Origin of the sequence: Microbacterium sp. C7(2022) (genome assembly GCF_028823665.1) — a bacterium.
GTDB lineage: Bacteria > Actinomycetota > Actinomycetes > Actinomycetales > Microbacteriaceae > Microbacterium.
Genome location: NZ_JAPEHV010000001.1, coordinates 366840 through 391477 on the forward strand (window position 1 = coordinate 366840; position 24638 = coordinate 391477).

Genomic DNA, 24638 nt, shown 5'->3' on the forward strand with positions numbered 1-24638 from the left:
CCGATACCTTATTCGTCCTTGCTGGGCCCCGCTGAGTATTCGCCCTTGTACTGGTAGCCGTAGTAGCCGGCCTGCGGGCCGCGACGCGGGACGCGGTTCATCACGATGCCCAGGGCGCGGGCGTTGGCGCGCTCGAGGTTCTGGTTGGCCTTCTCGAGCACGTCGAACGTCGTCTTGCCCGCTGAGACGACGATGAGCGCGCCGTCGGCCAGATGCGAGAGGACGGCGCCATCTGTGACCGGGACGAGCGGCGGCGAGTCCACGATCACCAGTGCGTGCTCACTCAGCGAACGCAGCAAGTCGCGCATGCGGTTCGACCCCAGCAGCTCGCTCGGGTTGGGCGGGATGCGCCCCGCGGTGATGACGGCGAGGTTCCCTGACTCGCCGACGGTGTGGGCGACATCCGCGATCTCGGCCCGCCCGGCCAGCAGATCGGTGACGCCGGCGCCGTCGGGGAGCCCGAACACCTCGGCCACCATGGGGCGGCGAAGGTCGGCGTCGATCAAGATGACGTGCTGGCCCGCCTCGGCCAGGCTGACCGCGAGGTTAGCCGACAGCGTCGACTTGCCGTCGCCCGGCAGGGGGCTCGAGACGACAATCACGCGCGGCGGATCGTCGACGTCCATGAACTGAAGGTTGGTGCGCAGTTCGCGCATGGCCTCGGTGATGGGTGACGCACCATCGCGGCCGCTGAAGCTCAGTACTCGGCGCGAGTCGACGAGCGACTTCTCGAGCGGCAGAGTTCCGACAACCGCGATCCCGGTCTCGCGTTCGATGTCACGCGGATCGCGCACCCGGCGGTCGAGCACGCGCCGGATGACCGCGTACCCGATCCCCAGAGCGAGCCCTACCAGGGCGCCAAGCGCGAGGTTCAGTCGCACGTTGGGCGACGACGGTGCGGAAGGAAGACGAGCCGAGTCGCCGGGAATCAGCGTGACCGCCGCTGAACCGGGGGTGCCGTCGCCCTCGATGTTGTCGATCTCGACGACCATGCCTTCGATCCACGCTTCGGCGAGATCGCGTGCCGCTTCGGGCGAATCGGCCGAGGCCGACACATGGATGACCACGGTGTCTGTGGGGTTGGTGACGTCGACCTGCGTCACCAGTTGCTCAGGAGTCGTGTCGAGCCCAAGATCGGCGATCGCATACTCGGCGACCGAGCGCCACGAGCCGATGTCGATGTACGAGGTGACCTTGCTGCGCGCGAGCTGGTCACCGACGAGCGATGATCCGCTGTCGCTGCCGGTCGAGGTCGCGGCGACATACCCGCTGGCCGTCGCCGTATAGACGCGAGGCTGCAGCGCGGTGTACCCCCATGCCACGGCGATCCCGAGGAGGGTGAGAAGGACGATGCCGACCCAGTGCGCCCGCAAAATGCGCAGATAGTCGCGCAACTCCATGCCGTATTCCCCTCAGCTCATGAGTAATGAACACGCTACCGCGGGAACGTGTGTGGCCGCCCCGTAGAATCGCCCGCATGACGTCACCCCTGCGAGTCTCCGCGTTCGGTGTCGTCGTCGAAGTGGATCTGTCGACATTCTCAGAGCCGGATGCCGCACTCGTGCGCGCCGCGTGGGCTGACGCACTCGCGGACCCCGACGCAGAGGTCGAGACGTGGGTGACTCCGCGCGAGGGCGTCGAGATCGACGTGATGCTCTCCGACCTGTCGACACGGGTGACGCTCGCCGCGATCGACGCGCGTCGCGGTCAGTTCTGGATGCTGCATGCCGCCGGCCTCGCCCTCGACAACGGCCAGGTAGTGGCGTTCGTCGGGCCATCGGGCCGCGGCAAGACGACGGCATCCCGAGCCCTCGGTGCGAGATTCGGATACGTCACCGACGAGACGGTGGCGATCGACGCTTCGGGTCGCGTGTGGCCGTACCGCAAGCCGCTGTCGATCATCGAAGCGGGCGCGCGGGTCAAGGTGCAGCGTGCCCCGTCGTCGATCGGCCTGCGCGCAGTGGCCGACGTTCCGCTGCAGCTCGCCGCGGTTGTGGTGCTCGATCGCATCAGCGATACCGAGAAGTCGGATGCCGCGGCCCTGCCCGTCGCCGAGCGCATCGATCTGGGCGATGCGATCAACGATCTCGTCGAACAGTCGAGCTATCTCTCACTCATGCCAGCCCCGTTGCAGACCATCGCCGCGCATGTGGAAGCGGTCGGGGGAGTGCTGCGGGTGACGTACAGCGAGGCCCAGACGTTGCTGGCGATCATGCCGGAGTTGGTGCAGGAGTACCGCGCGCCGGTCGTCGAGACGCGGGCGGAGATCATCGACGCTACCGCGGCCGTCGCCGGCGCGCCGGGCACGTACTCCCGCGGCCCCGCGCACGACGTCCTCGCGCTCGAGGACCCTGACCGCCTCATCACCCTCCACCTCGACGACGAGGGACTCGGAACCGTGCGCGTGCTCAGCGGCATCGCCCCGGCGCTGTGGCGCGCGGCCGAGGCGACTCCGTTCGAGGGACTGGTGCAGGCCGCGCTAGACGCCTACGGCCAGCCGGAGGACGTCGACGCGACCGACCTCGTTTGCGCAGCCGTCGATGATCTCGTCGCGGCGGGCGTGCTGGTCGAAGGGGGTGCCGAATGATTCAGGGCGAGGATGCCGCGCAGTGGCGCATCCGTGACGACGTCGCATGGACGGGTGAGGGTGATCGCTACGTCGCACTCGCGCTGTCAGACCAGACGTGCACTCCTCGCGCGCTCGAGGGGTCCGCTGCGCTGGTGTGGCAGGCGCTCGCCGATGGCGGCGGAACGGCCGAGCAGATCAGCGAGCGAGTGGCCGCCTCCGCTGGCGTCGACGAGAGTGTCGTCCGCGAAGACGTGGGGATGTTCCTCTCGTCGCTCGAGGAGGCTGATCTTGTCGCGTGTGACGCGACCCCTACAACCCACCCCAGCGACTGATCGGCCACAGGATCACGGCTGCTTTGCCGACGATCGCGCCGTCCGAGGCCCAGCGCCAACAGTTCGGTGAGGCGTCGGGGACGCGGCATCCGATCGCAGAGTCCGATGACCCCGCACGATTGTCGCCGAGCATCAGGTACCGGCCCTCGGGGACGATGACCTCGTCGAAGCAGCGCAGCGATGCGGGCGTGGTGTCGCAGTCGAGGCTGCCGGGTTCGAACGCGAAGTCGTTGAATACGTAGGGCTCGTCGAGGGGCGCTCCGTCGACGACGATCGCGCCGTCGGCATCGCAGCACTCGACGCTCTGGCCGGGGGTGCCGATGATGCGCTTGACCAGGGTGTGGGCGCCCGAGGGTCCGAACCCCGTGACCTCGCCGATCCAACGCAGCGCGCCGCGTAGCGGGTCGGTCGCGGGGATAGGCGTGGTGTCCCACGCGTCATCGGCGTCGAACACGACGATGTCGCCCGCGCCGGGGTTCGCGCCCACATATGCCAGACGGTTGACCAGGATGCGGTCACCCGGCTGCAACGTCTCTTCCATCGACCCCGACGGAACCCAGTACGGCTTCCCGACGAACGACAGGATGAGGCCGGTCACGACGAACGCGGCGACCAACTGAAACCACAGGCTCGAGGTGATCCGTCGCCACAGCGGGCGCGGTTCGTCGGCACGGGCGTCGGTCACCCTGCGAATCTAGCGGGTGGGCGTCACCACTGCGTCTTGACGATCGCCTTCGCGGTTTGGGTAGGCATGCTTCCCGTGAGTTCGAAGGCGTTTCCAGCGACGGCTGCGGGCACGGGGATGACAGGACCAAACGAGATGGTGGCCACCCACTCTCCGGCTTCCAGCCCCGTCACGTACTTCCAGTTCGGGTTGAAGGTGCCGTAAGCAGGGACGGTGACGGGTACGTTCTCTTCGGGTGTCACGGTTCGCTGCCCGTTGCTGAGAGTGACCGTGTAGGTGAAGCTCAGGGCGCTGGGGCCGTTGCCTTTTTGCTCTCCAGGGAGCCCCCACGCGTTGTAGTTGTAGAAGCTCTGCACGCGGTAGTTGAACTGACCGAGAGCGGTGCCGCCTTGTGCGTCGAAGGTCTCCGCTTTCAGGACGTCGGCAACGGGCTTCGAGTACTCGACGGTCGGAGCGGGGGTCGGATTCGGCTCGTTGGGCACGTCTGATGCGCTCGCCGCGGGAACGGCGGTCGCCACGAGCAGGGCGGGGGCGGCCCAGGCGCCGATCTTCAGCAGCTTGCGGCGGTCGATGGTACCGGGCTCATCGTCGCGGAGCGCGCGCGCGTCAGTCATATGTTCCCCCCGGAACGCGAGATTGCCGACGCGTGTTTCGTGCACGCGGGCAAGAAAAAGGCGCCGAAGCGCCGCTGGATGATTACAGACTACGCCTGGGGTATGCAACAATGCGCGCTTCATACGCATTCTTGAGCAAACGCTAAGCTCTGACGCTCGGCGGCAGGGTGCGTCTAGGACGCTCGAAGCTCGGCGGTATGCGTCAGCGATGGTGCGGCGGTGCCATTGATGGTATAGGTCACCGTGTAGTACACCTTGTTGTTCGCATTCGATTTGCGCGTGAACGTCGGGAACGTGAGGGTGACCGTTCCGCCCGCAGGAATCACTTCGGTTATGGCGTAGGAGCTCTTGGACTGGGCATCCTTATCGGGAACGTCCCATTTTCCCGAATTGTCGGGCGTCACAGTCATCTCCGCGATCACGGTCACCGTTTCCGATGAAGATGCCTGAATCGAGACGGTGAGCTTCCGTCCCGAAATGTCGATGTGGGGAGTACTGGGCTGAACCGGGATCTCCTCCGCCTGCGTCGCTGCACCGGCGGCGGGCACCGCGACGGCGAGCGCGAGTGTGGGCGCGGACCACGCGCCTGCCTTGAGCAGTTGACGACGGTCGAGGGCGCGGTCGGACGCACCCGCGGGCATGCTGGAAGCCACGGTTCTCTCCCCAGAGATTCACTGTCGGATCAGCCACACGCATTCGGGTACGGGTGACTGCAGTTCTCCCAAGATAAATCACGAACCTTCAGAGGTGCCTCCCTGATCCCTCAGGATTAGCTGAGTTCGCCCGGTCAACGCAGAAATGCGCTCAGCGCAGGTGCGTGAGGATCGCGCGAAGCGCAGAGGGAAGTGACCGGATGCCGCGCCCCCAGCGCGCGACGCGTGCGCGCGTGCGCCCGCGCAGAGTGTCGACGGTCTCGGGGCGGGCAATGAGCAGGTCGTGCCGCGACGGCCAGAACGCCTGCCACACGATCATCGGGCGGTCGCGCCAGGACGCTCGGCGGAAGGCGACGAACCAGAAGTACGCGCCGTGGGATCCGGATGCCACGCGCTCACGCCACTCTCGCAGCTCCCGCGACTCCAACTCAGCGGCAGGCGCCTGCACCTCGACGCCCATGCGCGGCAGCACCGTTTCGAGCGTCGCGGCGCTGCCGGTCGCGAGGGCGAGGGCCGCGGCATCCGACTTCTCTTCTGCCGTCAGGGGCACGTGCACCAGTTGCTCGAGCTCGTTTGCGTGCCGTGCCTGCGTCACCGACCCGCGCAGCGAGTGCAGCGCGAGGATCAACACCCCCGACACGCGATCGGGCACGGCGCAGTCGCGATGCGCGAAGGGCATCGTCACGTGGCGCTCCCACAGGGCGTCGAAGACCGTCGTCGGGTCGGCGAGGAACCCGGGAAAGAAGCTGTGCACGTCGAGGTCGCACGGCCACCCGTCGCGCAAGAAGTTCTTCGAGTGCAGTGTCGTGCGCTCGCTGATCAGAATCGTGTCGCGATCACGCCATCCGGTCGCGCGCATGGCGTCGCAGAACTCCACGAACCGCGCCGGCTCGACGAGCACGTCGATGTCTCCCGAGTAGCGCTTGTTGCGCAGCCCGTGGCGATGGAGCGCCGGGCCCTTGATGATGAGGGTTCGGATGCCGCGCTCTTCGGCGATCGTCTGCACCCACGCGTGCCCGAGGTCGACCGCCTCATCCATGCGCAGGAGCGTGGTCTCGGTCACGCCATTCACCCTAGTGCGGGTGCGGGAACGGGAGCGGGCTCGTGAACGAGCGGGGTATGCTCGCACCACATGCGCGGCAGGGTCGCAGCGCCCGGGTGGACGGGCGGAAGGAGGCCTCGTGAGTGATGTGCAGGCGTCGCCCGTGCCGTGGTTTCGCAACCCGCTCACCTGGCTGATCGTGTACGGCGTCGCCCTTGCGATGATCGCCTTCTGGCCGACACCGGTCGACCGCGAGGCGGCGGGCCTTCTGCGTGCGATCAGCCGCGCGATCCCGTGGTTGAGCTACCCCGTGATCGAGTTCACCGCGAACATCGTGCTGTTCGTGCCGCTCGGCGCGCTCGGGTCGTTCCTGTTCCCGCGCAGGCCTCTGCTCGTGCTCGGTGTCGCGCTCGCCGTCACGGTGCTCATCGAATCGGTGCAGGCGTTGCTGCTGGCGCAGCGCACTCCGAGTGGATTCGACGTGCTCGCCAACACGCTCGGCGCCGTCGTCGGGATCACGATCGTGTGGTTGGTGCGATCCCGTCAGCACTAGCCCACACTCACCGCGCGATAAGCGTGCGCGGGTCCTCTTCGTTCCACAGCTCGGCGCACTGCGTGACCCAGAACAAGAAGAACAGCACCAGCGCGGCGACCTCGGCAAGCAGCACGAACGGCACGTCGCTGCGCTCGGCGACGCCACTGCCCTCGATCGCGCCGTAGGCGACCAGTGTCAGCACAAGCAGCACCGCGATCAACACATACATGTCGCGATACACGGGTCGCGGCTTCATTCCGCGCCGCGGGAACGCGTTGCGAATCGCCACGAGCGCGAACAGCCCGAAGAACGCGATCGTCGCGATGAAGTGCCCCTGCGCGAGCACGAACTCGGGCACCCACGCCCACCCGATCCCGAGCGTGACGAGCACGCCCACCGTCAGCGTCAGCGAGATCGCGACCGCGCCGATCGGCACCTGCCGCAGGCCCGCGAGGATCAACACGACGAACACCGCGATCGCGCCGACCAGCAGGTAGGTCATGATCCCGGTCGCGGCCTCGGCCTCGTACTCGGGCGGAAAGCAGCGAAATCGGCACGGGATCACCACGTCGGGCACGGTGGTCGGCGCGAGCGTGGTCGGGATGAGCGCGATCAGCGGGGCGAACAGCGCGGCCGCGTCGAGCAGGATGCGCTGCGACCCGCGACCCGAAAGAGCGAAGAGCGCGAGGGATGCCGCGACCAGCGCTCCGACGAACGTCGACCTCGCCGGAGTGTAGTAGTAGTCGCTGATCGAGGTGAGAACGCCCACCTGAGCAGTGGCGATACCCACACCGACGAAGATGACGACGACCGTCCCGGCGATCCCGATGCGCAGGTAGCGATACGTGCGCTGAGGAGACGTCGAGACGGCCATGCGCCTACGTTAGCGAGGGTTCGAGCGCGTCGGACTCGCGCTCGACGAGTGCCTTTTCGCGGCGCCATGCGCGCCACGAGATCACGACGGCGGCGGCCCAGATCAGCGCGATGGCGCTGAGCGTCCAGGTGAAGACGGCGCCGGGTGCCTCGAGCGCGATCAGCAGGGTGCGCACGTTCGTGAACACGATGATTCCGCCGACGAGCGAGCCGAGCAGGCGCGGCGGCAGCTTGCGCACCAGCCATGCCGCGATCGGGGCGGCGACGATTCCGCCCACGAGGAGCGCGGCTACCCACGCCCAGTCGAAGCCTTCGCTCCCGAGCGCGAGGAGAAACCCGACGCTTGCCGCGATCGCCACCAGGAACTCGCTGGTGTCGATCGAGCCGATCACCTTGCGCGGCTCGATGCGCCCGCTCGCGAGCAGTGCCGGGGTGCCCACCGGACCCCAGCCGCCACCGCCGGTGGCATCCAGGAACCCTCCGACCAGCCCCACCGGGGCAAGGAAGCGCAGCCGCAACGGGCGCGAGCGGTCGACGCGGGGGAGGGAGCGGAACGTGAACCGCACGAGGATGTAGATGCCGAGGCCCAGGAGGATGAGGCTCATGATGGGCTTCGCCGTGTCGGTGGACAGGTTCGACAGGAACGTCGCGCCAAGGAAGGCGCCGATCGCGCCGGGGACGCCGATGCGCAGGACGACCTTCCAGTCGACGTTGCCGAACTTCCAGTGTGAGACGCCCGACGCGAGGGTCGTGCCGATCTCAGCCAGGTGCACCGAGGCGCTCGCCATCGCAGGGTTCGCGCCGATCGCCAGCAGCAGGGTCGTCGACGTGACGCCGTAGGCCATGCCGAGTGCTCCATCGACGAGCTGCGCGCCGAGGCCCACGAGGGCGAGGAGGACGAGAGTCTGCACGGCGACCTCTTTCCGGTAATTCCGACTGGATTGGTAGGTAATCAATCAGAAGTGCCGGGATGCCGCAACAATCGTGTCGGAATGTGTCGTTAGTCGCGATTGAGGTTCACGGTAGCCGTCGTGATCGGCGGTGCCGCGGGATCCACGTTCATCGTCGGGAAGCGCCCGCTGACCCACGACGCGGGGTCGTCGGCGAGGGCGGTCACCTCAGCGGGGAGGGCGCCGGTGGCGAGCTGTTCGAGGCTCGTGTCGTCGAGCACGCGGCGCACGCTCGCGCGCAGCGCCACCCACAGTGTCACGAGGTGCGTGTCGGCCTCGGGGTACTCGATCTCGCTCGGGCGCTCATCGCGCACGTACACGAGGGGTCCTTCGACAGCGCGGATGACGTCGGCGACGGAGATGTCGGATGCCGCGGATGCCAGGCGGTACCCGCCCCCGGCGCCACGCTTTGAGTCGACGATGCCCGACTTGCGCAGCGCCGAGAGGATGCCCTCGAGGAACGTCGCGGGGATGCCCTGCTCGGTCGCGATCTTCTCGCCCGCGACGCGCTCGCCGTCACCGACGCGTGCGAGAAAGACGGCGGCACGGACGGCGTAGTCGGCTCGGGCAGAAATGCGCATGGTGCTTACATTGTGTCAGCGGGGAAGCCCGCGCCCTCGCGCGCCGCGTAGAACTTCTCGGCGCTGTCCTTCGCGGCCGACCACCACGACTCGTGGGTGCGGTACCAGTCGATGGTGGCGGAAAGGCCCTCGTCGAAGTCGCTGTGGCGCGGCATCCACCCCAGTTCTTCGCGCAGTTTCGACGCGTCGATCGCGTAGCGATGATCGTGGCCCGGACGATCGGCGACGTGGTCGTAGGCGTCGCTGGGCTGACCCATCAGTGCGAGGATTCGCTCGATGACCTCGCGGTTCGTGCGCTCGCAGTCGGCGCCGATGAGGTAGGTCTCGCCGATGCGGCCGCGCTCGAGGATCGCGAGCACCGCTGCAGAGTGGTCGTCGGCGTGGATCCAATCGCGCACGTGGCTGCCCGATCCGTACAGCTTCGGCCGCTCGCCCCGCACTACCTGTGTGATCTGGCGGGGGATGAACTTCTCGACGTGCTGGTACGGGCCGTAGCTGTTCGTGCAGTTCGAGATTGTGGCGCGCAGGCCGAACGACCGGATCCATGCGCGCACGAGCATGTCGCTCGCCGCCTTCGTCGCCGAGTATGGCGAGGAGGGCCGGTAGGGAGAGTCCTCGGTAAACGCGGGGGCATCCGATCCTTCACCGAGGTCTCCGAACACTTCGTCAGTCGAGACGTGATGGAAGCGCACGTCGTGGGTTCGGGATGCTTCGAGCAGCGTGAAGGTTCCGGTGACGTTGGTGTCGACGAACGGGCGCGGGTTGGCGAGCGAGAGGTCGTTGTGCGACTCGGCGGCGTAGTGCACGACGGCGTCGGCGCGCGAGACGAGCGAGTCGACGAGGGGCGCATCGGTGATGTCGCCGTGAACGAACGCGACGCGATCTGCCGGCAGGCCGTCGAGCGATGCGCGGTTGCCGGCGTACGTGAGGGCGTCGAGCACGGTGACGTGGTGGTCGGTGTGCCGGATGACGTGGTGCACGAAACCGGCGCCGAGGAATCCGGCGCCTCCCGTGACGATCAGGCGACCCATGCCTCCAGGGTAGGCCCGCGCGTGTGGGCGGGGCAGTGGGTCAGTCGGTCAGCCCGTCATCGGCAGCGACGTGCTGCTGCCCGTGACTCCGGCCGGTGTGGGCAGCACCCCCGGAACCGCGAGTGCCGTCAGCCCAAGGAGCCCGAGGATCACGACGCCCGTCGCCGCCCAGACAGTGACTTTGGCGGTGCGATTCATGCTCGCCATACTGCCAGGTGTCGGCGACACCGGCGAAACGTGTGATCTGCGTCTCAGCCGTTACTCGGTCGCGGGGGCCACCAGATACGTGAGGCTGGGGGCTTCGTCATCCTCGGGGATCACGAGGGCGAGCGATATCGTCCACTCGGGGCCGGTGAGGATGTACGACTTGAGCACACCCATGTCGCTCTCGCCGGTCATTTCGTATCCGTCGGCGAGGAGCTGATCCTTGATCGCGTCGCCCTCTGCGGCATCCGAAATCTCGAACGTGGCCTGGAACCCGCCCTCGGCAGCCATCGAGAACGCGGGCGAGGTCGACGGCACCGGGATCTCGGCGGGCCAGCCGTCGGGCAACGATGCCCCACTGCCGGTGTCGATGTCGACGTCGGCGCCCGTGTTCTCCTCGATGACCTGCTCGATGGTGTTTTCGATGCCGCCCTGCACGAGCTGGTCGATGGGGTTCGTGCACCCAGTGAGGATGAGGGCGGATGCCGCGGCCAGCCCCACGGACGCGAAGACTGTTCGCGTGCGAGATGCGGTGCGGATGCGACGTGGGTCAAACGAAGACGTGCTCATGGGGCTCTCCTGTTCGGGTGCTCGCCTCGAGGGCGAACGGATCGTTTCCTCTTGCCCAGAGTGCGGGCGCGGCGGCTGTGATACATCCCTCTCCACAACGGGTAACAGAACCCCGGGCATCGCACAAGCGCCTCGACCGCTCTCGGCGTTCGACGTAGCGTGTGGGGCATGCCCTCAGACCCCCTCTCCTCAGACCCCCTCTCCTCTGACCCTCTCCCTGCAGATCCGTTCGCCGCACCCGCGTTTCGGCCGGGGGAGGTGCTGTGGTCCCGCGTCGAGGACGGCTTCCATGTCGCAAATGCGGGCGGCGTGTTCTTGGGCTACATCGATCGTGAGGCCGATGCGAGCTACCGCGTGTTCGACGGCCGATCGCGGCTCGTCGGGCGCGCACCCGGGCGCCGAGAAGCGATGGACATGCTCACGACGCACCAACCGGGCCCGTCAGCGGGGGTCGCAGCATGACGGCCTCACACGACGAGAATGCCCTGATTTCGCTCGTGTACATCAGCACGGCGACCGAGGGGCGGATGTCGGATGCCGCGCTGCGCGGCATCCTGATCACCAGCCGCGAGAACAACAGCCGTGACGACATCACGGGCATGTTGTTGTACCGGGGCGGCCAGTTCGTCCAGATTCTCGAGGGACGTGCCGATCGCGTGCACGCGCTCCTGGAGAAGATCAGGGCCGACGCGCGTCACACCGATCTGACGGTGTTGTTGGATGAGCCGATTGACGAGCGTCAGTTCGCGGAGTGGAGCATGGGGTATCAGCCGATCTTCACGCCTCGCGAAGAGTTGCCCGAGGGCTTCCGCGATACGTTCGCAGACCTTGAGGCGGCCGCCGAGCGGACGCACATCATGCGGGCCGTGCGGGAGATCAGCCTGTGGTTCCGCGTGCGCTCGGCCGGAGATGCCGGGGAGTCCGAGGATGCCGGAGAATCTGCCGCCTGAGGTGTACGAGTAGTCGGCGCCTAAGGGTGCCTGCTACAGGAACCATCCTTGCCGCGCGTAAGTGGCCCATGACGGCAGCTCCGTAGTTCAGGCGATACCGCCGCCGTCGGCGACGATCGCGGCGCCCGTGATGTACGACGACTCTTCGCTTGCGAGCCACACGACCACCGATGCGATCTCGTGGGGCTGTCCCATCCGCTGTAGCGGCCTGTCGGCAGCCTCGCTGAGGAACCCCGACTCCGCTTGCCCGAGCTGACGGGCCTCGTCGCGGAGCATGCCGGTGTCGACATCTCCCGGGTTCACGGTGTTCACCCGGATGCCCTGCGGCCCGTGGTCGATGGCGAGCGCGCGCGTCATATTGACGACGGCGCCCTTCGACGCACAGTACGAGATCGCCTGTCCGCCGCCCTTGAGGCCCCACCCGGACCCCGTGTTGATGATCGAACCGCCGCCGGCTGCTGCCATGAGAGGTACGACGTGCTTGCACATCAGGAAGATCGCGCGCACGTTGACGCCGAACACGCGGTCCCATTCTTCGACTGTCGTCTCGACAGCCGTCGTGCGGCGGATAATGCCGGCGTTGTTGAACACGATGTCGATGCTGCCGAACTCCGACATCGCGGTCGCCACGACGCGCTCGATGTCGGCTTCCGCCGACACGTCGGCAGCGACGGCGAACGCCGAGCCTCCGGCCGTGCGGATCTCAGCGGCGACGGCCTCGGCCGCGTCGGCGTTCAGGTCGACGACCGCGACGGCCGCGCCTTCGGCGGCGAGTGCGAGCGATGATGCGCGGCCGATGCCGCCGGCGCCGCCGGTGACGATGGCCTTCTTTCCTTCAAGACGCATGGGACTCCTCCGTGATTTCTGATGTGTGTTCTGACGAGATTTCGGGTGCGTGGACAGGATAGAAACTGGATGCCGCCAGCCCGGTGATGACCCGGACGTAACCGCCGATGGCAGCATCGGATTCTGGGTCGCCGGTGTCGACCAGTAGCGGGCGACCGTGCAGTTCGATCAGCTTGGATTCGGGGGCGACGACGACGAGCGGGTCTGCGCCGAGTGCCCGGATGACGCGAGCAGAAAGCTGCTGGTTGCCGCGGCCGAGCACGAAGCCTTGACCGCCGATGATCGACACGATGGCCTTCGCCGGCCCGTGTGTGATCTCGTCGAGCAGCTCGAGCTCTGACGCACCGCGCCGCACAAGCGCGCCATCGAGCACGACGTCGACTCCGAGCGGGGTCTTCTCCACGCCCAGCGCCCGAGCTACCTCGGCCATCGTTCCGCCGGGGCCGAGAAGGTAGCGCACGCCGGGGCGCATCGCCGAGACCGCGCTACGAGCGGCGGCGACGACTGCGGCATGCTCCGATGCCGGGGACGCAGCCTTCCGTGCCTGCGTGCGACCGCTTCGGTACGGCACAGGTAGGGTGCCGTACAGCCGCGGTTCGACTCGCGCACGCCGCAGTGCCGCCTCGTCGACGTCGAGCACCTCGCACTGCTGAGTCGGCAGCGCGCCCTCCAGCCAGTCTGCAGCCAGAGCCCCCGCGGCCCGCGGACTCACCGCGAATACGGGGGAGTACATCTTGACGCCCGCGGGGATGCCGAGCGCCGCAGTGCTGGGGGAATCGCGCAGGGCAGCAGCGACATCGCGTGCGGTGCCGTCGCCCCCTGAGAACAACACGAGCGTCGCGCCGGCGTCCGTCAGCGCGCGCACGGCCGCTGTCGTGTCTGCCGGCACAGTGGCTTGCGCCTCACCGAGGCTCGAACCGTGCGCCGGGGCGTAGACGACCTCAGTATCGACACCCGCTGTCGCGGCGGCGTCCGCACCCATCGATCCGGCGGCCGTCAGCACCCGCGACCCGCGCGGGAGCATCTCGAGCGCCGTGACGGCGCGCTCCGCAGCACGCGCTGCCGAGCCACGTTCTCGCGCGAGCGACTGCACGTCGGCGCCGTCGGAACCGGCGAGCCCGGCGGGCCCACCGATTCCGGCGACGGGGTTGATGACGAGGCCGAGCATGCGAATTATGCGTTCACGGGCACGGCGTCCGCGGGCACGGCGTCGGCGCGCATCTCACCGAAGTACTTGCGGCGATACGCGCGCCACGTTACTGCCCAGCGCTCAGGGTCGTCGAGATCGTCGTGGTGCGTGTGGTGCACGGTTTGATTGTGGGGCGCGGTGCGCACCACTTCGGGCTCCTCCCGCGCTTCCCGCGCGACCTCGCTGAGCGCGGCGAGGTACTCGTCGATCTCGGACTTCGAGTAGCACTCGGTGGGTTCGAGCGTGAAGGGCTGCGGTACGACGTACGGGTGGTGACTGGTCCAGTAGTGGAAACCGAAGTCCGCCATGCGGATGCCGATCTCCTCGCTCGAGATGCCGGTGTCTTCGAACAGCTCCTGCCAGGAGTAGCGCACCTGCTCGATGCGCCGACGCCCGGTGGCATACGGAGCCGATGCGCCGGGGATGCGAGTCACATGGTGCATCAGGTAATTGTTGTTGAGTACGGCGATCTCGGATGCCGTGCGGATTCCCTCTGCGCCGAGTGCCATGATCCATGCGTACGCGCGAACGACGTGCAGCACCACCCCGAATCCGGGCGCGGCGTGGCCGATTGACAGCTCGCTGGGCTTGCGGACGACGAAGGAATCGCCCTCCTTCTCGATGCGCGGCCCCGGGAGGAACTGTCGCATCTCGGCGCTCACCGCGTTGGCGGCCGCGCCCGGGCCGCCGCAGCCGTGGGGCGCCGAGAACGTCTTGTGCAGGTTGAACTGACAGACGTCGAAACCCGCGTCGCGGGCGCGGGTGATCCCTAGGATGCCGCTGGCGTTGGCCTGATCGTACGAGGCGAGCGCGCCGACGGCGTGCGCGGCGTCGACCCATTCCCGGATCGCCGGGTTGTAGATGCCGGTGTCCTCGGGGTTCGTCACCATGATCGCCGCGGTGCGCTCTGAGAGGGCGGCCTTGAGTGCGTGCAGGTCAGGGTAGCCGTCGGCGTCCGGGTAGATGGTGACGACCTTGTAGCCCGCGACCTTGGCCGCAGCGGCGTTCGACGGGTGGCTGAAGATCGTGGTGATCACCTCGTCACGCTGCTCGGCCTCGCCCCGTGAGGCGTGGTACGCCCGGATCATCGAGATGTTCGTCCAGATGCCCGCCGAGCCGCCCGGGGACTGGAAGGAGACGGCATCCATTCCCGAGAGCTCTGCGATCATCTGCTCGAGCCGCCACGTGATCTCGAGAGCACCCTGCACGTCGCCCGGATCCTGTGCCGGGTGCAGTTCGCGCAGTTGCGGCACCTCGATGAGCTGGTCGTTGACCTTGGGAGAGTACTTGATAGTGCAGGTCCCCTGGCCGATGTCGACGTTGAGGTCGGAGCCGAGGGTCTCCTGCGACAGACGCAGGTAGTGCTTGAGCACGCGCATCTGCCCGATCTCGGGCAAGGCGGGCGGGGAGGGCCGACGCATGCCTTCGGGCAGGTCTGCCATGACGTCGCCAACGGCGTCTCGCACACCGGGTTCGACGGGCGGGACGATCAGCCCGCGCTCGCCGGGGCTGCTCAGCTCGAAGATGATCGGCTCGTCCCAGCGGGCCTGATGGAACCTGCGCGGGCTGGGCTTGGGGGCGATGGGAAGGCTCATGCGTTCTGCTCCTGGGATGCGGGGGCGGATGCCGCGACCGGCGCCGCGGCAGTCAGGCGGGCGAGGGCGTCGGCGAGTCTGTCGATGTCAGCCTGCGACGTCGCATCGGTCACGCACACGAGCAGGGTGCGATCAGCTACGGGGATCCCGGGCTCGATGCCTTCGCGGCGCAGGGCGTGCACTGCGTCCTCCGCGCGCAGGTCGGCGAACTCGACGGTGAACTCGCGCAGGTGCAGCGCGTCGTCACCGAGTGACACTCCGGCGACCTGGGCGAGCTTCTGCTGCGCGTAGCGGGTGCGGGCCAGTAGCAGTTCGCCGAGATCGGCCATCCCCTGCGGGCCCATGAGCGCCAGGTACACGCCCGCGGCGATGCCCCAGAGTGCTGAAGCTGTGCCGACCCATTCTTTGCCTTCTTCTCGGTGTGCGAAGGACGTGCGGTCGTACGCCACATCACCGAACCCGTACTCGCCGGGCACCGTGGTGCTCTCGAGCCCGAAGAGGCGAGAGGGCATTTCCATCACGAATCGGGGGTCATCGTGCACCGCGATGAAGCCGGCATGAGCACCGCCGAACCACTGGTGCAACCCGAGCGACTGGATGTCGCCGGCGACGATGTCGGCTCCGTGCATCGCGGGAGGCGTCAGCACCCCGTAGCCGATGGGGTCTGTGCCGACGACCACCACGGCGCCGGCGGCGTGAGCGGCATCAGCCATCTTCGCCAGGCGGGTCTCGACCGCGCCCGTCGCGCTCGGTGTCTCGATCCAGATCGCCGCGACGTCATCGCCGAGCGCCGCGCTCACGGCATCGACATCGGCGATGCCGTGGGAGGTCGGCACGTGGTGCAGCTCGAGGTCGGCACGGACGTAGTCGACGACTTTCGACAGCTTGGCAGGCAGGACGTCGCTGCACACCAGCACGCGCGAGCGACCCGTCAGGCGCCCGGCCATCGCAAGCCCCGTCGCCGCGGCCTGGAAGCCGTCGTACGTGGGCACGTTCACGACGTCCATCGCGAGCAGCTCGGCCATGAGCGACTGGTACTCGAACAGTGCCTGGAAGCGTCCGTGGTCTTCGTATGGTTCGCCGGCGTACGCGGTGAGGAACTCGCTGCGGCGGATCACTTCGTCCACCACGGCGGGGACGTGGTGCTGGTAGGTGCCGCCGCCGAGGAAGCTCACCACCTCATCGGTGGGCCGGTTCTGCGACAGGATGCCGCGCAAATGGCGCACCAGGTCTGCCTCGGCTGGCAGCGCGGCGGGCAGATCGATGAGGTCGGGAACGCGGAGGCCCTCGGGAATGTCTGCGTAGAACTCATCAACGGATGCCGCTCCCACAGTCGCGAGCATCTCTGCTTTCGTCGCGGGGGCGGTGTTCGGAATATAGGGATGCACGAAGGCGTCGGTCACGTCATCCTGCTTTCTGGTCGGGGCAGAGGGAAATCGAGAGGAGCTCGCGTCGGCGGTCAGACGCGCAGCGTGAGGAATGGAGCCTGATCGGCGCGGGGCGTGGCCAGTACCGCGACACCGAACCGTCCGAGCTCGAGGCTCGCGCCCGTGGTCGCGCCGGTGATCAGATCTCGCGCGCCCGGGGGAACATCGATCGTCAGGGGCTCTCGCCCGTGATTCAGCGCGAACGTGTAGTCGGTGTCGGCACTCGAGCGAGTGAGGGACTCGAAGTCCGGATTCAGGGAATCGCGAGCGGGCAGGCCCGCTTCTGCCAGCACATCGCGGAAAATCGCGACGAGGCCGGCATCGTCGAGGATTGCCGACACGTACCATGCCGAGCCGTCACCGGCGGCGCGCCGCGTGATGGCGGGCAGACCCTCGAGCTCGCCCGAGGCGTAGCATCCACGCACTTCTGTCTTGTCGGTCGCGTCGATCCACTCACCCCAGAACGGGTTGTCGTGCGCGGCGTCGGCGAACGTCACCTGTTCGGTCACTCCGTCGGTGTGCGGCCAGTGTTCGTCCACTTCGATTCCCAGCAGATCGCGCAGCGGCCCTGGCGCGCCGCCATCATGCACCTTCTCTGTGGCGTCGACGACACCCGAGAACGGCCCGACGACGACCCGCCCGCCTTGTTCAGCGAACGAGGTGAGGGCTGCGGCCTGCGCCGAATCGGCGATGTAGAGATTCGGGACGAGGACAACGTCATACTCGTCGAACGGGCCAGTCGCTCGCACTGCATCGACGGGGTGTCCGAGCAGATGCATAGCGCGATGCCATGCGCGGGCCTGATGTGCCCAGTTCAGTCGTTGCGAGGGGAGGGATTCAGCGGCGGTCGAGCCCCACCATGAGTCCCAGTCGACGACCAGGCCGATGCGCGAGCGCACACGTGTGCCGTGAACCTCTCTGAGCTGTTGCAGCTCACGTCCGAGTTCGCGTGTCTCGCGGTAGGTGCGGGATCGCTCTCCACGGTGCCCGAGCATCGACGAGTGGAACTTCTCCTGGCCGTACTTGGCCTGACGCCACTGGAAGAACATCACGGCATCCGATCCGTGCGCGACAGCCTGAAGGCTGTCGACGCGCATCTCACCCGGCGCCTTCGGCACATTCACATCGCGCCAGCTGGTTCCGCTGGCTGAAGACTCGAGCAGCAGCCACGGCTGTCCGCCCTTGAGGGCGCGCATGAGTCCGTAGTTGAGCGCTGCGCCGACGTGCGCGATCGGGTCGGCGGGGTCGGGGTAGGCGTCGTCGGTGACGATGTCTTCGACGGCAGCGAAGTCCCAGTAGTCCAGATCGCGGAACATGCTCATGAAGTTGGTTGTGACGGGGATGTCAGGCGTGATCTCACGCAGGACGTCGATCTCGAGCTGGAAGAGTTCCAGCAGCGCGTCGGACGAGAAGCGTTCGAAGTCCAGCAGCTGCGTCGGGTTGCCGGGTCCCGGAGCGCGACGGGGGGTCTCGATGTGGTCCCACGAGGTGTAGCGCTGGCCCCACACGTTGACTCCCCACGCCTCGTTCAAACCATTCAGATCGCCATAGCGGTCCTTAAGCCAGCGGCGGAAGTGCCGTGCCGACACGGGGCACCAGCACCGCGAGGTGTGGTCGCCGTACTCATTCGAGATGTGCCACAGCACGACGCCGGGGTGATCGCCGTAGCGCTCGGCCATGGCGCGCGTCATGCGCGCGACGTTCTCGCGCCACACCGGTGAGCTGGGGCAATACGCCTGGCGTGAACCGAACTCGAGGCGGTGGCCCTCGGCATCCATCGGAAGCATTTCGGGGTGGGCGCGCAACAGCCATGACGGCGGAGTGGCTGTCGCGGTAGCGAGGTCAATGCGGATGCCGGCGTGCCAGAGCTTCGCCAGGATGCGGTCGAGCCACCCCCAGTCGAAGACCCCGGGCTCGGGCTCGAGCTGCGGCCAGCTGAAGATCGGCAGACTCACGAGGTTGACACCGGCGTCGATCATCAGACGGATGTCTTCGTCCCACACGTCCTCGGACCACTGATCCGGGTTGTAGTCGCCGCCGAAGGCGAGTGACTCCAACCGCAGCGGGCGTGTGTGGTGGGTGGTCATCGAGTTCCTCTCTGAACTGAGATGTGTGCCGGTGCGGCCCCTTGGCGTATCCGGTCTGCGCACTGTATTCTGTATACAAGAGCGTAGGTCCGAAGTTCCCGTCGGTCAAGCCCTATGCTTTCCCGCAAGCACCGGAGGACATCGAATGCCGATTGAACGCAAGAATCTGCGCTCCCAGGTGCGCGACGAACTGCTCGCGCGAATGCGATCGGGAGATGTGTCGCCGGGTGAAGGCATCAACGAGGTGCAGCTCGCCGCCGAGCTGGGCGTCAGTCGCACACCGCTGCGCGAGGCTCTCATCGCGCTCGAGAGCGAGGGGCAGATCGAGAGCGAGAACGGGAAAGGCTTCCGCTTCGTACCGCTCAGTGCTCGCGAGTTCGAGGATCTCGCGCCGATCATGGCGGCGCTCGAGGGGCTGGCGCTCGAGCTCAGTCCCCACGACGAACTCCGCGAGCTCGGGGTGCGCCTGGGACAGCTTGCCGCCGAATTCGATCAGGAGGTCGTCGAGCACAAGCTCGTGATCTCGAAGGATGACGAGTGGCATGCGCTCATGCTGTCGGCGTGCACCAACGAGCGCCTCCTTGCTCAGATCGAGAGCGTCCGCGGGGCGTTCCATCGCTACGAGTCCCTGCTCGTCCCCGATGACGCGATGGTCGAGCGGGTGGCCGCTGAGCATGCCGAGATCGCCCGTCGCTTGGCGGATGGCGATGTGCCGGGTGCGACGGCGGCGCTCCGCGACAACTGGATCCACGGCATGCGGCGCATCCTCGACAATGCGTCGAGTAAGTACTTCGTGGCCTGACCGGGGCAGCAGCGTAAGTTACCCCGAGAGCCGCACGGCAAGGTCGACGAACAGCGCGGCAGACCAGCCGAAGGCCGTGGTCGCGGTGCGGGCCTTCTCTCCGGTGAACGGATTGAAGTATTCGTGCGGACCGCCGCCGTGGATCACCAGTGCGACAGTGCGCTCCCGAAGTTCACGGGCACGCTCGGGGTAGCCCGAGGTCTCGAGTCCTTCCGCAACAAGCACGTTCGTGTTGATCCACACCGGGCCGCGCCACATGCGTTCGGGCGAGAAGTCGTCGTCTCCCGCAGCCACCGTCGGGAGTCCCCACGGCGTGCCGTAGCGCGTGGGCTCGTCGAGCGCGGCGACGAGCACCCGCGCGACGTCGCCGGGCAGCGATCCGGTGAGCAGCGGCATCAGGCCGACGATCGCGTCCGAGGCGACCAGCTCACCGGCTGCCCGAGCGTGGAACACACCCGTCGCCGGATCCCACAGATCCTGCAATCCCGCCATTGTGCGCGCGGCTCGTGCATGATGCGCCGCCGGATCGGCATCGCCGAACTCCTCCGCGAAGCGGGCGAGTTCGAGGTCCTGCAGAACCAAGTATGCGGCCAGATCGGGCGCGGTCGTCGGCAGGGGGCCATCGAAAATCGGACTGTCGTCGAGGCCCGAAGAATACGGATGCCCGTACTCGGGCATCCCGTCGCCGTCGAGATCTGAGTGGGAGAACCACCAGTCCTGCGAACGACGGATGGTTGCGAGGTGCCGCTGCGCCCACGCATCCGACTCGGACGAGCGGGGGAGCGTGTCGAGAACCTTGCGCAGCGCCCATGCGGCAAGCGGCGGCTTGGTGAGCGGAACGGGTGCGTGCGGATCGGCGATCGCCGATCCGGCGCGTCGCAGACGGTCACGGTCGGCGACAGGAAGGTCGTCGCTGGTCGCGAGCACGCCCTCTTCGTGGACGACGTCAGGGAGCTGTCCGTTCGCCGAGGGGAATCCGAACGCGAGATCGAGCTGCTCTCGGGCGAGAGCGGTGTCGCCGTGCCGTAGCCCTGTCGCGATGAAATACGCATCCCACTGCCACAGTCCCACGTAGCCGATCTTCGACGGCACGACGGCGCGCACGTCCCCCAGCCGGTCTCGCAGGCGGGGGAGTGACACGATGTTCGCGCCGAGGACCCACCAGCAGAACGCCGTCATCTCCTGCAGATCGTCGCGCACACGCGGGCACTTCTCGAACCAGTCGAGCCAACGGCGGCGTGCAGCCGCGGCATCGATGTCGTGGGTTGGGGATCGCTCAACCCGCACGCTTCGGTCGGTGGCCACCTCGAACCGCAGAGCATCGTCGATGGGCCCCGTCTCGGAGGCCTCGTCGGTGATCGTCCAGCGGGCCGACCAGCCCGGCGTTGCCGCGCCGAGCGAAAGGGTCTCAGGCCCCGCGAACACGAGGGAAACCTCGCCGCCGGCGAACTCGATGCGATCCGGCAGGACGGCAGTGATCGGTGCCGGGCGCTTCGCAGCATCCACCACCATCAGCGAGTCGAGCACGCGGCACTCATCGAGACCGCGCTCGTACTCCGACGTGTGGACGCGCACGCCGTCGCCTTCGCGGAACACGATGAGTCGTGAGGACGGCAACGTGAACGGGGCGCGCACCAGGTCGAGGTGCCGGCCGGCCAGCGCGGAGAGTGCGCCGGATTCGAGGCCAGACATCAGCGCCCCCCGAGGCCCGACGCGGCCATGCTGTTCAGGATGCGGCGCTGCCCGATGACGAACACGATCAGCATCGGCACTGTCGCGATCGCAGATGCAGCCATGACCAGTCCGTAGTTGACCGAGCCGAACTGCCCCTGGAACGCGGTGAGCAGCAACGGAACTGTGAACAGGTCGGGCGTGTTCAGCAGCACCAGCGGGAACAGGAATGCGTTCCACACGCTGAGTGACACGATGATGCTGAGCGCCGCCAGCCCGGGCTTGAGGTTCGGCAGGATCACACTCCAGAAGATGCGCCAGCGTCCGGCGCCATCCACGATCGCCGCCTCCTCGAGCTCCTTCGGCAGCGAGAGGACGAACTGGCGCATGAGGAACACGGCGAAGGGGTTGGCCAGCATCCCGGGCACGATGAGCGCAAGGTGCGAGTCGACCCAGCCGAACTGCGACATCAGCAGATAGAACGGGATGAGCGTGACCTGTGCTGGGATCATCTGGGTCGCCAGGAACACGATGAACAGCACGCGGCTGCCGCGGAACGGGATTCGCGCGAACCCGTACCCGGCCATCGCCGAGGTGATGAGCGTGCCGATGACGACCAGGACGGCGATGTAGATGCTGTTGATGTACGCCTGGCCGAACGGCACCGCTGTCCACGCTTCGACGTAGTTGTCGAGCGTCCACGGGTCGGGCAGGAACTTCAGCGGGTCCTGCAGTAGCTGCGGAAGCGTCTTGAACGAGGTGAGCAGCATCCACAGGAACGGGAACACCATCGCGATGCCGGCGACGACCAGGATCACATGGAGGAATACCGAGTTCACCCGCCGCTTCGCGCGGTCACGCACGGGCGTCGAGCGGCGACGATGGCCGGGCGCCGTGATGGCGACTGTCGAGTCGGTGACGGGCTCGCGTGTGCCGTCGTTGAGACTGGACGTGAGCTGAGTCATGCGGCGTCCTCTTCGTAGTGGACGAACTTCTTCTGGGCGCCGAACTGAATGGCTGTGATGATCAGCGTGAGAACGAGAAGAATGACGGATGCTGCGCTCGACGGCCCGAACTCGAAGCGCCCGAAGCCGAGATCGTAGATGTGGTAGACGATCGTGCGCGTGGCGTTGTCGGGACCGGCGTTCGAGACGAGCACGTACACCGTGTCGAAGGTCTGCAGGGAAGAGATGAAGGCGACGACCGACGAGAAGAAGACGATCGGCGACAGCAGAGGGAGTCGGATGCTCCAGAAGATGCGCGCCGCGCCGGCGCCGTCGATGCGGGCGGCTTCGATCACCGCGGGGGAGATGTTCTGCAGTCCCGCTAGGAAGATCACGACGTTGAGGCCGAGCGACGCCCAGATCGTGACGATGCAGACGGCGAGCAGGGCGAGACGGGGATCGCCCAGCCAATCCGGCGGGTCGATGCCGAAGACGTTGGCGATCGTGGTCGACAGCACGCCGTCCGAACGGAACATCTGCTGCCAGATCATGGCGACGGCCACGGTGCTCGTAACGACAGGGGCGAAGAACAAGACCAGGTAGAGAGTGCGGGTCTTCAGCTTCTCGAGCGCGACGGCGATGATGACCGCAAGTCCGAGCCCGATCGGGACGGTGACGAGGGCGATGATGAGAGTGTTGGCGATGGACCGCCACAGCAGCTCGTCCTGGAACTGCGCGGTGAAGTTCTCGAAGCCCACCCACTGGAGTTCGCTCAGGCCGTTCCAGCGCGCGAAGGCGAGCACCATGCTCGCCGTGAACGGCAGGATGACAAAGATTCCCATGCCGATCAACTGCGGGCCGACAAACAAGTAGCCCCAGCGCCGATCACGCCGGCGCCACGCTGATTCTCTGCGGGTGGGAGGGGGCGCTGCAGGAAGTTCCTGCAGCGCCCGCTCGCCCGCGGCGATGCCGCTCATGCCTACTGGCCCGACTTCTCCGCGACGACGTCCGCGATCTCGTCGAGTGTCGTCTGTGCATCCTGCTTCCCCTCGTACAGCTTGAGGAAGATGTCGGCGATGTCGGTGGGCAGGCCGGGGATAACAGATTCGGCGGCGTAGTCCACGAACCCGATGTCGCGGGCCTCGAGCATTGACTGCGCGTTCGCGGGGTAGCCGTCGTCGAGCACGACCTCGTCGGCTCCGGCAATCGAGGGGACAGCGTTGCCGTCGCCCGAGAGCCTGGCGATCTGACCCTCTGCGCTGAGGAATTCGGTCCAGAATGTGAAGGCCGCGTCGCTCGATGCGGTGTCCTTGTTGATCGCGAGGTACGACACAGCGACCCCGGTCGGGGCGGCCTCGCCGTCCGGGGTGGGCCAGCGCACGACATCCACGTTGTCGGCAGTACCGGCATCCTTCACGAGCCCGATCGTGTACCGACCCTGCACGTAGAAACCGGCCTTACCAGTCACGAACAGACTGTCGGCCCCGGCTCCGTCGGGCAGGGTGTCGGCGACGATGAACTTCCCGTCCTGGAAGTACTCACCGAGCGTCTCGGTGAGGGCGACCGAGGTGGGGTCTTGGTTGGCGACGAAGGCACCCGAGGCGTCATAGGGGGATGCGGCACCCTGCGAGGCGAGCCAGCTCCAGTGCGTGGCCCAGTAGTTCCAGAACATGGTGCCGCCGATGTTCGCCTCCGCGAGCTTGTCGTTCATTTCGAGGAAGACGTCGGTGGTCCACTCGCCGTTTGCGGCGAGGGTGGCAGGGTCGTCGGTGATGCCAGCGGCTTCAAGCGTCGAGCGGTCGTACCAGAGCAAATCGGGGTTTGAATCGTTTGGTGCGCCGTAGATCTCGCCGTCCTTCTCAGCGGCGCCGAACAGGCCGGGGAAGAAGTCGTCGGGCTTGGTCTGGCTGTCGGCCGACTCCATCAGTTCGGTGAGCCCCATCAGTCGACCCGAGTCGACGAACTCGCCGATCTTGTCGTCGCCGACGTAGAAGACGTCGGGGGCGGTGTTGCTGGCCAGTTGTGCAAGCAGTTTGGGGTGGTATTCGCCGTAGCCGGCCACCGGCTGCATCTTGACCTTAATGTCGGGGTGACGCTCCATGAATGCCTCATTGAAGTCGTTGAATCGCTCGAGTTCTTCGGCGGTGCCCCATGTGGACCACACGACTGTGTTTTCGTCACGGCTGGCCGTGGTGCCGCCACTGCACGCACCCAGCGTGACCGTGAGTGCTGCTACGGCCGAAGAAATCAGAACGAACTTTGATGCTGACTGCACGCGTCGCATGGGAAACCTCTCTGAGTGAGAACTGCTTTGTTCGCTCGTATTCTGTATACAAAACACAGTAGATGTCAACGACTGTGATGCAGTCGTGATCAAGTCGAGTGCTCGGGATGATTCGTGCGGAAGCTAAGGGGAGTCAACTCGGGCCGTCAAAGCTCGCCCTGGCCCCTCGTGAGCTCGAATCGTCCACACGGTGCGCGTCGCAAT

The 24638-nt window shown here is 66.9% G+C and carries 26 protein-coding genes; 6 read left to right on the top strand and 20 right to left on the bottom strand.

The genetic code is table 11. The annotated features are described in order from the left end of the window. Positions 1 to 8: 8 nt before the first annotated feature. Positions 9 to 1400 carry a polysaccharide biosynthesis tyrosine autokinase gene (locus ON062_RS01580; RefSeq protein ID WP_274645369.1) on the bottom strand — a complete coding sequence of 464 codons (1392 nt, stop codon included), beginning with the start codon at positions 1398 to 1400 and terminating at the stop codon, positions 9 to 11. A 77-nt stretch (positions 1401 to 1477) separates the two neighbouring features. On the opposite strand from ON062_RS01580, the gene ON062_RS01585 reads away from it, so the two are divergent. Continuing rightward, positions 1478 to 2587: a hypothetical protein gene (locus tag ON062_RS01585; protein ID WP_274645370.1), complete on the top strand. Its 1110-nt coding sequence runs from the start codon at positions 1478 to 1480 to the stop codon at positions 2585 to 2587. Next, positions 2584 to 2901 carry a PqqD family protein gene (locus ON062_RS01590; RefSeq protein WP_274645371.1) on the top strand — a complete coding sequence of 106 codons (318 nt, stop codon included), beginning with the start codon at positions 2584 to 2586 and terminating at the stop codon, positions 2899 to 2901. Before ON062_RS01585 ends, ON062_RS01590 begins: the two co-directional genes overlap by 4 nt. On the opposite strand, the gene lepB is transcribed toward ON062_RS01590, so the two are convergent. The 4 genes from lepB to ON062_RS01610 all read right to left on the bottom strand — a co-directional run bounded on the left by lepB (position 2879) and on the right by ON062_RS01610 (position 5916). After that, a complete protein-coding gene (lepB, locus tag ON062_RS01595) occupies positions 2879 to 3586 on the bottom strand; it encodes a signal peptidase I (protein WP_274645372.1) in 708 nt (235 codons plus the stop codon). The two genes, ON062_RS01590 and lepB, sit on opposite strands and share 23 nt — an antisense overlap. Before the next feature lie 23 nt (positions 3587 to 3609). Continuing rightward, the gene (locus ON062_RS01600; protein ID WP_274645373.1) at positions 3610 to 4200 is read right to left on the bottom strand and encodes a hypothetical protein; all 591 of its coding nucleotides are present in this window, start codon (positions 4198 to 4200) and stop codon (positions 3610 to 3612) included. 173 nt (positions 4201 to 4373) lie between these two features. Continuing rightward, entirely contained in the window at positions 4374 to 4853 is a 480-nt protein-coding gene (locus ON062_RS01605; RefSeq protein ID WP_274645374.1) for a hypothetical protein, read from the bottom strand. A 151-nt stretch (positions 4854 to 5004) separates the two neighbouring features. After that, positions 5005 to 5916, bottom strand: a complete 912-nt coding sequence (locus ON062_RS01610) for a nucleotidyltransferase family protein (protein WP_274645375.1) — start codon at positions 5914 to 5916, stop codon at positions 5005 to 5007. Between the two features lie 118 nt (positions 5917 to 6034). On the opposite strand from ON062_RS01610, the gene ON062_RS01615 reads away from it, so the two are divergent. Next, positions 6035 to 6448, top strand: a complete 414-nt coding sequence (locus ON062_RS01615) for a VanZ family protein (protein WP_274645376.1) — start codon at positions 6035 to 6037, stop codon at positions 6446 to 6448. A gap of 7 nt (positions 6449 to 6455) precedes the next feature. Here ON062_RS01615 and ON062_RS01620 read toward each other — a convergent pair whose 3' ends face one another. The 6 genes from ON062_RS01620 to ON062_RS01645 form a co-directional block, all read right to left on the bottom strand. Beyond that, the gene (locus ON062_RS01620) at positions 6456 to 7304 is read right to left on the bottom strand and encodes a hypothetical protein (RefSeq protein WP_274645377.1); all 849 of its coding nucleotides are present in this window, start codon (positions 7302 to 7304) and stop codon (positions 6456 to 6458) included. Between the two features lie 4 nt (positions 7305 to 7308). After that, positions 7309 to 8214: a sulfite exporter TauE/SafE family protein gene (locus ON062_RS01625; protein WP_274645378.1), complete on the bottom strand. Its 906-nt coding sequence runs from the start codon at positions 8212 to 8214 to the stop codon at positions 7309 to 7311. Positions 8215 to 8303: 89 nt separating this feature from the next. Beyond that, on the bottom strand, positions 8304 to 8834 hold the full coding sequence (locus tag ON062_RS01630) for an Rrf2 family transcriptional regulator (protein ID WP_274645379.1): 531 nt from the start codon (positions 8832 to 8834) through the stop codon (positions 8304 to 8306). A gap of 5 nt (positions 8835 to 8839) precedes the next feature. Then, the gene (gene rfbB / locus ON062_RS01635) at positions 8840 to 9865 is read right to left on the bottom strand and encodes a dTDP-glucose 4,6-dehydratase (protein WP_274645380.1); all 1026 of its coding nucleotides are present in this window, start codon (positions 9863 to 9865) and stop codon (positions 8840 to 8842) included. Positions 9866 to 9913: 48 nt separating this feature from the next. After that, positions 9914 to 10063, bottom strand: a complete 150-nt coding sequence (locus ON062_RS01640) for a hypothetical protein (protein ID WP_274645381.1) — start codon at positions 10061 to 10063, stop codon at positions 9914 to 9916. Positions 10064 to 10123: 60 nt separating this feature from the next. Beyond that, entirely contained in the window at positions 10124 to 10639 is a 516-nt protein-coding gene (locus tag ON062_RS01645; RefSeq protein ID WP_274645382.1) for a hypothetical protein, read from the bottom strand. A 168-nt stretch (positions 10640 to 10807) separates the two neighbouring features. Between ON062_RS01645 and ON062_RS01650 the strand changes: the two genes are divergently transcribed. Beyond that, positions 10808 to 11101: a hypothetical protein gene (locus ON062_RS01650; RefSeq protein WP_274645383.1), complete on the top strand. Its 294-nt coding sequence runs from the start codon at positions 10808 to 10810 to the stop codon at positions 11099 to 11101. Continuing rightward, positions 11098 to 11589, top strand: a complete 492-nt coding sequence (locus ON062_RS01655) for a BLUF domain-containing protein (protein ID WP_274645384.1) — start codon at positions 11098 to 11100, stop codon at positions 11587 to 11589. The genes ON062_RS01650 and ON062_RS01655 overlap by 4 nt, the downstream gene beginning before the upstream one ends. Before the next feature lie 87 nt (positions 11590 to 11676). On the opposite strand, the gene ON062_RS01660 is transcribed toward ON062_RS01655, so the two are convergent. The 5 genes from ON062_RS01660 to ON062_RS01680 are packed head-to-tail and all read right to left on the bottom strand — an operon-like array spanning position 11677 to position 18733. Next, a complete protein-coding gene (locus ON062_RS01660; protein WP_274645385.1) occupies positions 11677 to 12435 on the bottom strand; it encodes an SDR family NAD(P)-dependent oxidoreductase in 759 nt (252 codons plus the stop codon). Continuing rightward, positions 12425 to 13603, bottom strand: a complete 1179-nt coding sequence (locus ON062_RS01665; RefSeq protein WP_274645386.1) for an ATP-NAD kinase family protein — start codon at positions 13601 to 13603, stop codon at positions 12425 to 12427. The genes ON062_RS01660 and ON062_RS01665 overlap by 11 nt, the downstream gene beginning before the upstream one ends. A 5-nt stretch (positions 13604 to 13608) precedes the next feature. Continuing rightward, positions 13609 to 15219 carry an aminomethyl-transferring glycine dehydrogenase subunit GcvPB gene (gcvPB, locus tag ON062_RS01670; RefSeq protein WP_274645387.1) on the bottom strand — a complete coding sequence of 537 codons (1611 nt, stop codon included), beginning with the start codon at positions 15217 to 15219 and terminating at the stop codon, positions 13609 to 13611. Then, entirely contained in the window at positions 15216 to 16622 is a 1407-nt protein-coding gene (gcvPA, locus tag ON062_RS01675; RefSeq protein WP_274645388.1) for an aminomethyl-transferring glycine dehydrogenase subunit GcvPA, read from the bottom strand. The genes gcvPB and gcvPA overlap by 4 nt, the downstream gene beginning before the upstream one ends. 56 nt (positions 16623 to 16678) lie before the next feature. Beyond that, a complete protein-coding gene (locus ON062_RS01680; protein ID WP_274645389.1) occupies positions 16679 to 18733 on the bottom strand; it encodes a beta-galactosidase in 2055 nt (684 codons plus the stop codon). 145 nt (positions 18734 to 18878) lie between these two features. Between ON062_RS01680 and ON062_RS01685 the strand changes: the two genes are divergently transcribed. Further along, a complete protein-coding gene (locus tag ON062_RS01685) occupies positions 18879 to 19535 on the top strand; it encodes a GntR family transcriptional regulator (RefSeq protein ID WP_274645390.1) in 657 nt (218 codons plus the stop codon). Positions 19536 to 19553: 18 nt separating this feature from the next. Here ON062_RS01685 and ON062_RS01690 read toward each other — a convergent pair whose 3' ends face one another. Genes ON062_RS01690 through ON062_RS01705 form a run of 4 tightly spaced genes read right to left on the bottom strand, consistent with a single transcriptional unit; the run spans position 19554 to position 24434 of the window. Next, positions 19554 to 21227, bottom strand: a complete 1674-nt coding sequence (locus ON062_RS01690; protein ID WP_274645391.1) for an amylo-alpha-1,6-glucosidase — start codon at positions 21225 to 21227, stop codon at positions 19554 to 19556. Further along, a complete protein-coding gene (locus ON062_RS01695) occupies positions 21227 to 22171 on the bottom strand; it encodes a carbohydrate ABC transporter permease (RefSeq protein ID WP_274645392.1) in 945 nt (314 codons plus the stop codon). Before ON062_RS01695 ends, ON062_RS01690 begins: the two co-directional genes overlap by 1 nt. Next, on the bottom strand, positions 22168 to 23127 hold the full coding sequence (locus ON062_RS01700) for a carbohydrate ABC transporter permease (RefSeq protein ID WP_274645393.1): 960 nt from the start codon (positions 23125 to 23127) through the stop codon (positions 22168 to 22170). The genes ON062_RS01695 and ON062_RS01700 overlap by 4 nt, the downstream gene beginning before the upstream one ends. Before the next feature lie 2 nt (positions 23128 to 23129). Beyond that, positions 23130 to 24434: a sugar ABC transporter substrate-binding protein gene (locus ON062_RS01705; RefSeq protein ID WP_274645394.1), complete on the bottom strand. Its 1305-nt coding sequence runs from the start codon at positions 24432 to 24434 to the stop codon at positions 23130 to 23132. Positions 24435 to 24638 lie beyond the last annotated feature (204 nt).

Bases quoted from the DNA above. Each gene is read 5' to 3' on its own strand.
- ON062_RS01590 (WP_274645371.1), top strand. From the start codon at position 2,584: ATGATTCAGGGCGAGGATGCCGCGCAGTGGCGCATCCGTGACGACGTC.
- ON062_RS01640 (WP_274645381.1), bottom strand. From the start codon at position 10,063: ATGAATCGCACCGCCAAAGTCACTGTCTGGGCGGCGACGGGCGTCGTG.
- ON062_RS01705 (WP_274645394.1), bottom strand. From the start codon at position 24,434: ATGCGACGCGTGCAGTCAGCATCAAAGTTCGTTCTGATTTCTTCGGCC.
- ON062_RS01620 (WP_274645377.1), bottom strand. From the start codon at position 7,304: ATGGCCGTCTCGACGTCTCCTCAGCGCACGTATCGCTACCTGCGCATC.
- ON062_RS01690 (WP_274645391.1), bottom strand. From the start codon at position 21,227: ATGTCTGGCCTCGAATCCGGCGCACTCTCCGCGCTGGCCGGCCGGCAC.
- ON062_RS01660 (WP_274645385.1), bottom strand. From the start codon at position 12,435: ATGCGTCTTGAAGGAAAGAAGGCCATCGTCACCGGCGGCGCCGGCGGC.
- ON062_RS01600 (WP_274645373.1), bottom strand. From the start codon at position 4,200: ATGACTGACGCGCGCGCGCTCCGCGACGATGAGCCCGGTACCATCGAC.
- ON062_RS01580 (WP_274645369.1), bottom strand. From the start codon at position 1,400: ATGGAGTTGCGCGACTATCTGCGCATTTTGCGGGCGCACTGGGTCGGC.
- ON062_RS01650 (WP_274645383.1), top strand. From the start codon at position 10,808: ATGCCCTCAGACCCCCTCTCCTCAGACCCCCTCTCCTCTGACCCTCTC.
- gcvPB (WP_274645387.1), bottom strand. From the start codon at position 15,219: ATGAGCCTTCCCATCGCCCCCAAGCCCAGCCCGCGCAGGTTCCATCAG.
- ON062_RS01630 (WP_274645379.1), bottom strand. From the start codon at position 8,834: ATGCGCATTTCTGCCCGAGCCGACTACGCCGTCCGTGCCGCCGTCTTT.
- ON062_RS01695 (WP_274645392.1), bottom strand. From the start codon at position 22,171: ATGACTCAGCTCACGTCCAGTCTCAACGACGGCACACGCGAGCCCGTC.
- rfbB (WP_274645380.1), bottom strand. From the start codon at position 9,865: ATGGGTCGCCTGATCGTCACGGGAGGCGCCGGATTCCTCGGCGCCGGT.
- ON062_RS01665 (WP_274645386.1), bottom strand. From the start codon at position 13,603: ATGCTCGGCCTCGTCATCAACCCCGTCGCCGGAATCGGTGGGCCCGCC.
- ON062_RS01645 (WP_274645382.1), bottom strand. From the start codon at position 10,639: ATGAGCACGTCTTCGTTTGACCCACGTCGCATCCGCACCGCATCTCGC.
- ON062_RS01685 (WP_274645390.1), top strand. From the start codon at position 18,879: ATGCCGATTGAACGCAAGAATCTGCGCTCCCAGGTGCGCGACGAACTG.
- ON062_RS01585 (WP_274645370.1), top strand. From the start codon at position 1,478: ATGACGTCACCCCTGCGAGTCTCCGCGTTCGGTGTCGTCGTCGAAGTG.
- ON062_RS01655 (WP_274645384.1), top strand. From the start codon at position 11,098: ATGACGGCCTCACACGACGAGAATGCCCTGATTTCGCTCGTGTACATC.
- ON062_RS01700 (WP_274645393.1), bottom strand. From the start codon at position 23,127: ATGAGCGGCATCGCCGCGGGCGAGCGGGCGCTGCAGGAACTTCCTGCA.
- ON062_RS01680 (WP_274645389.1), bottom strand. From the start codon at position 18,733: ATGACCACCCACCACACACGCCCGCTGCGGTTGGAGTCACTCGCCTTC.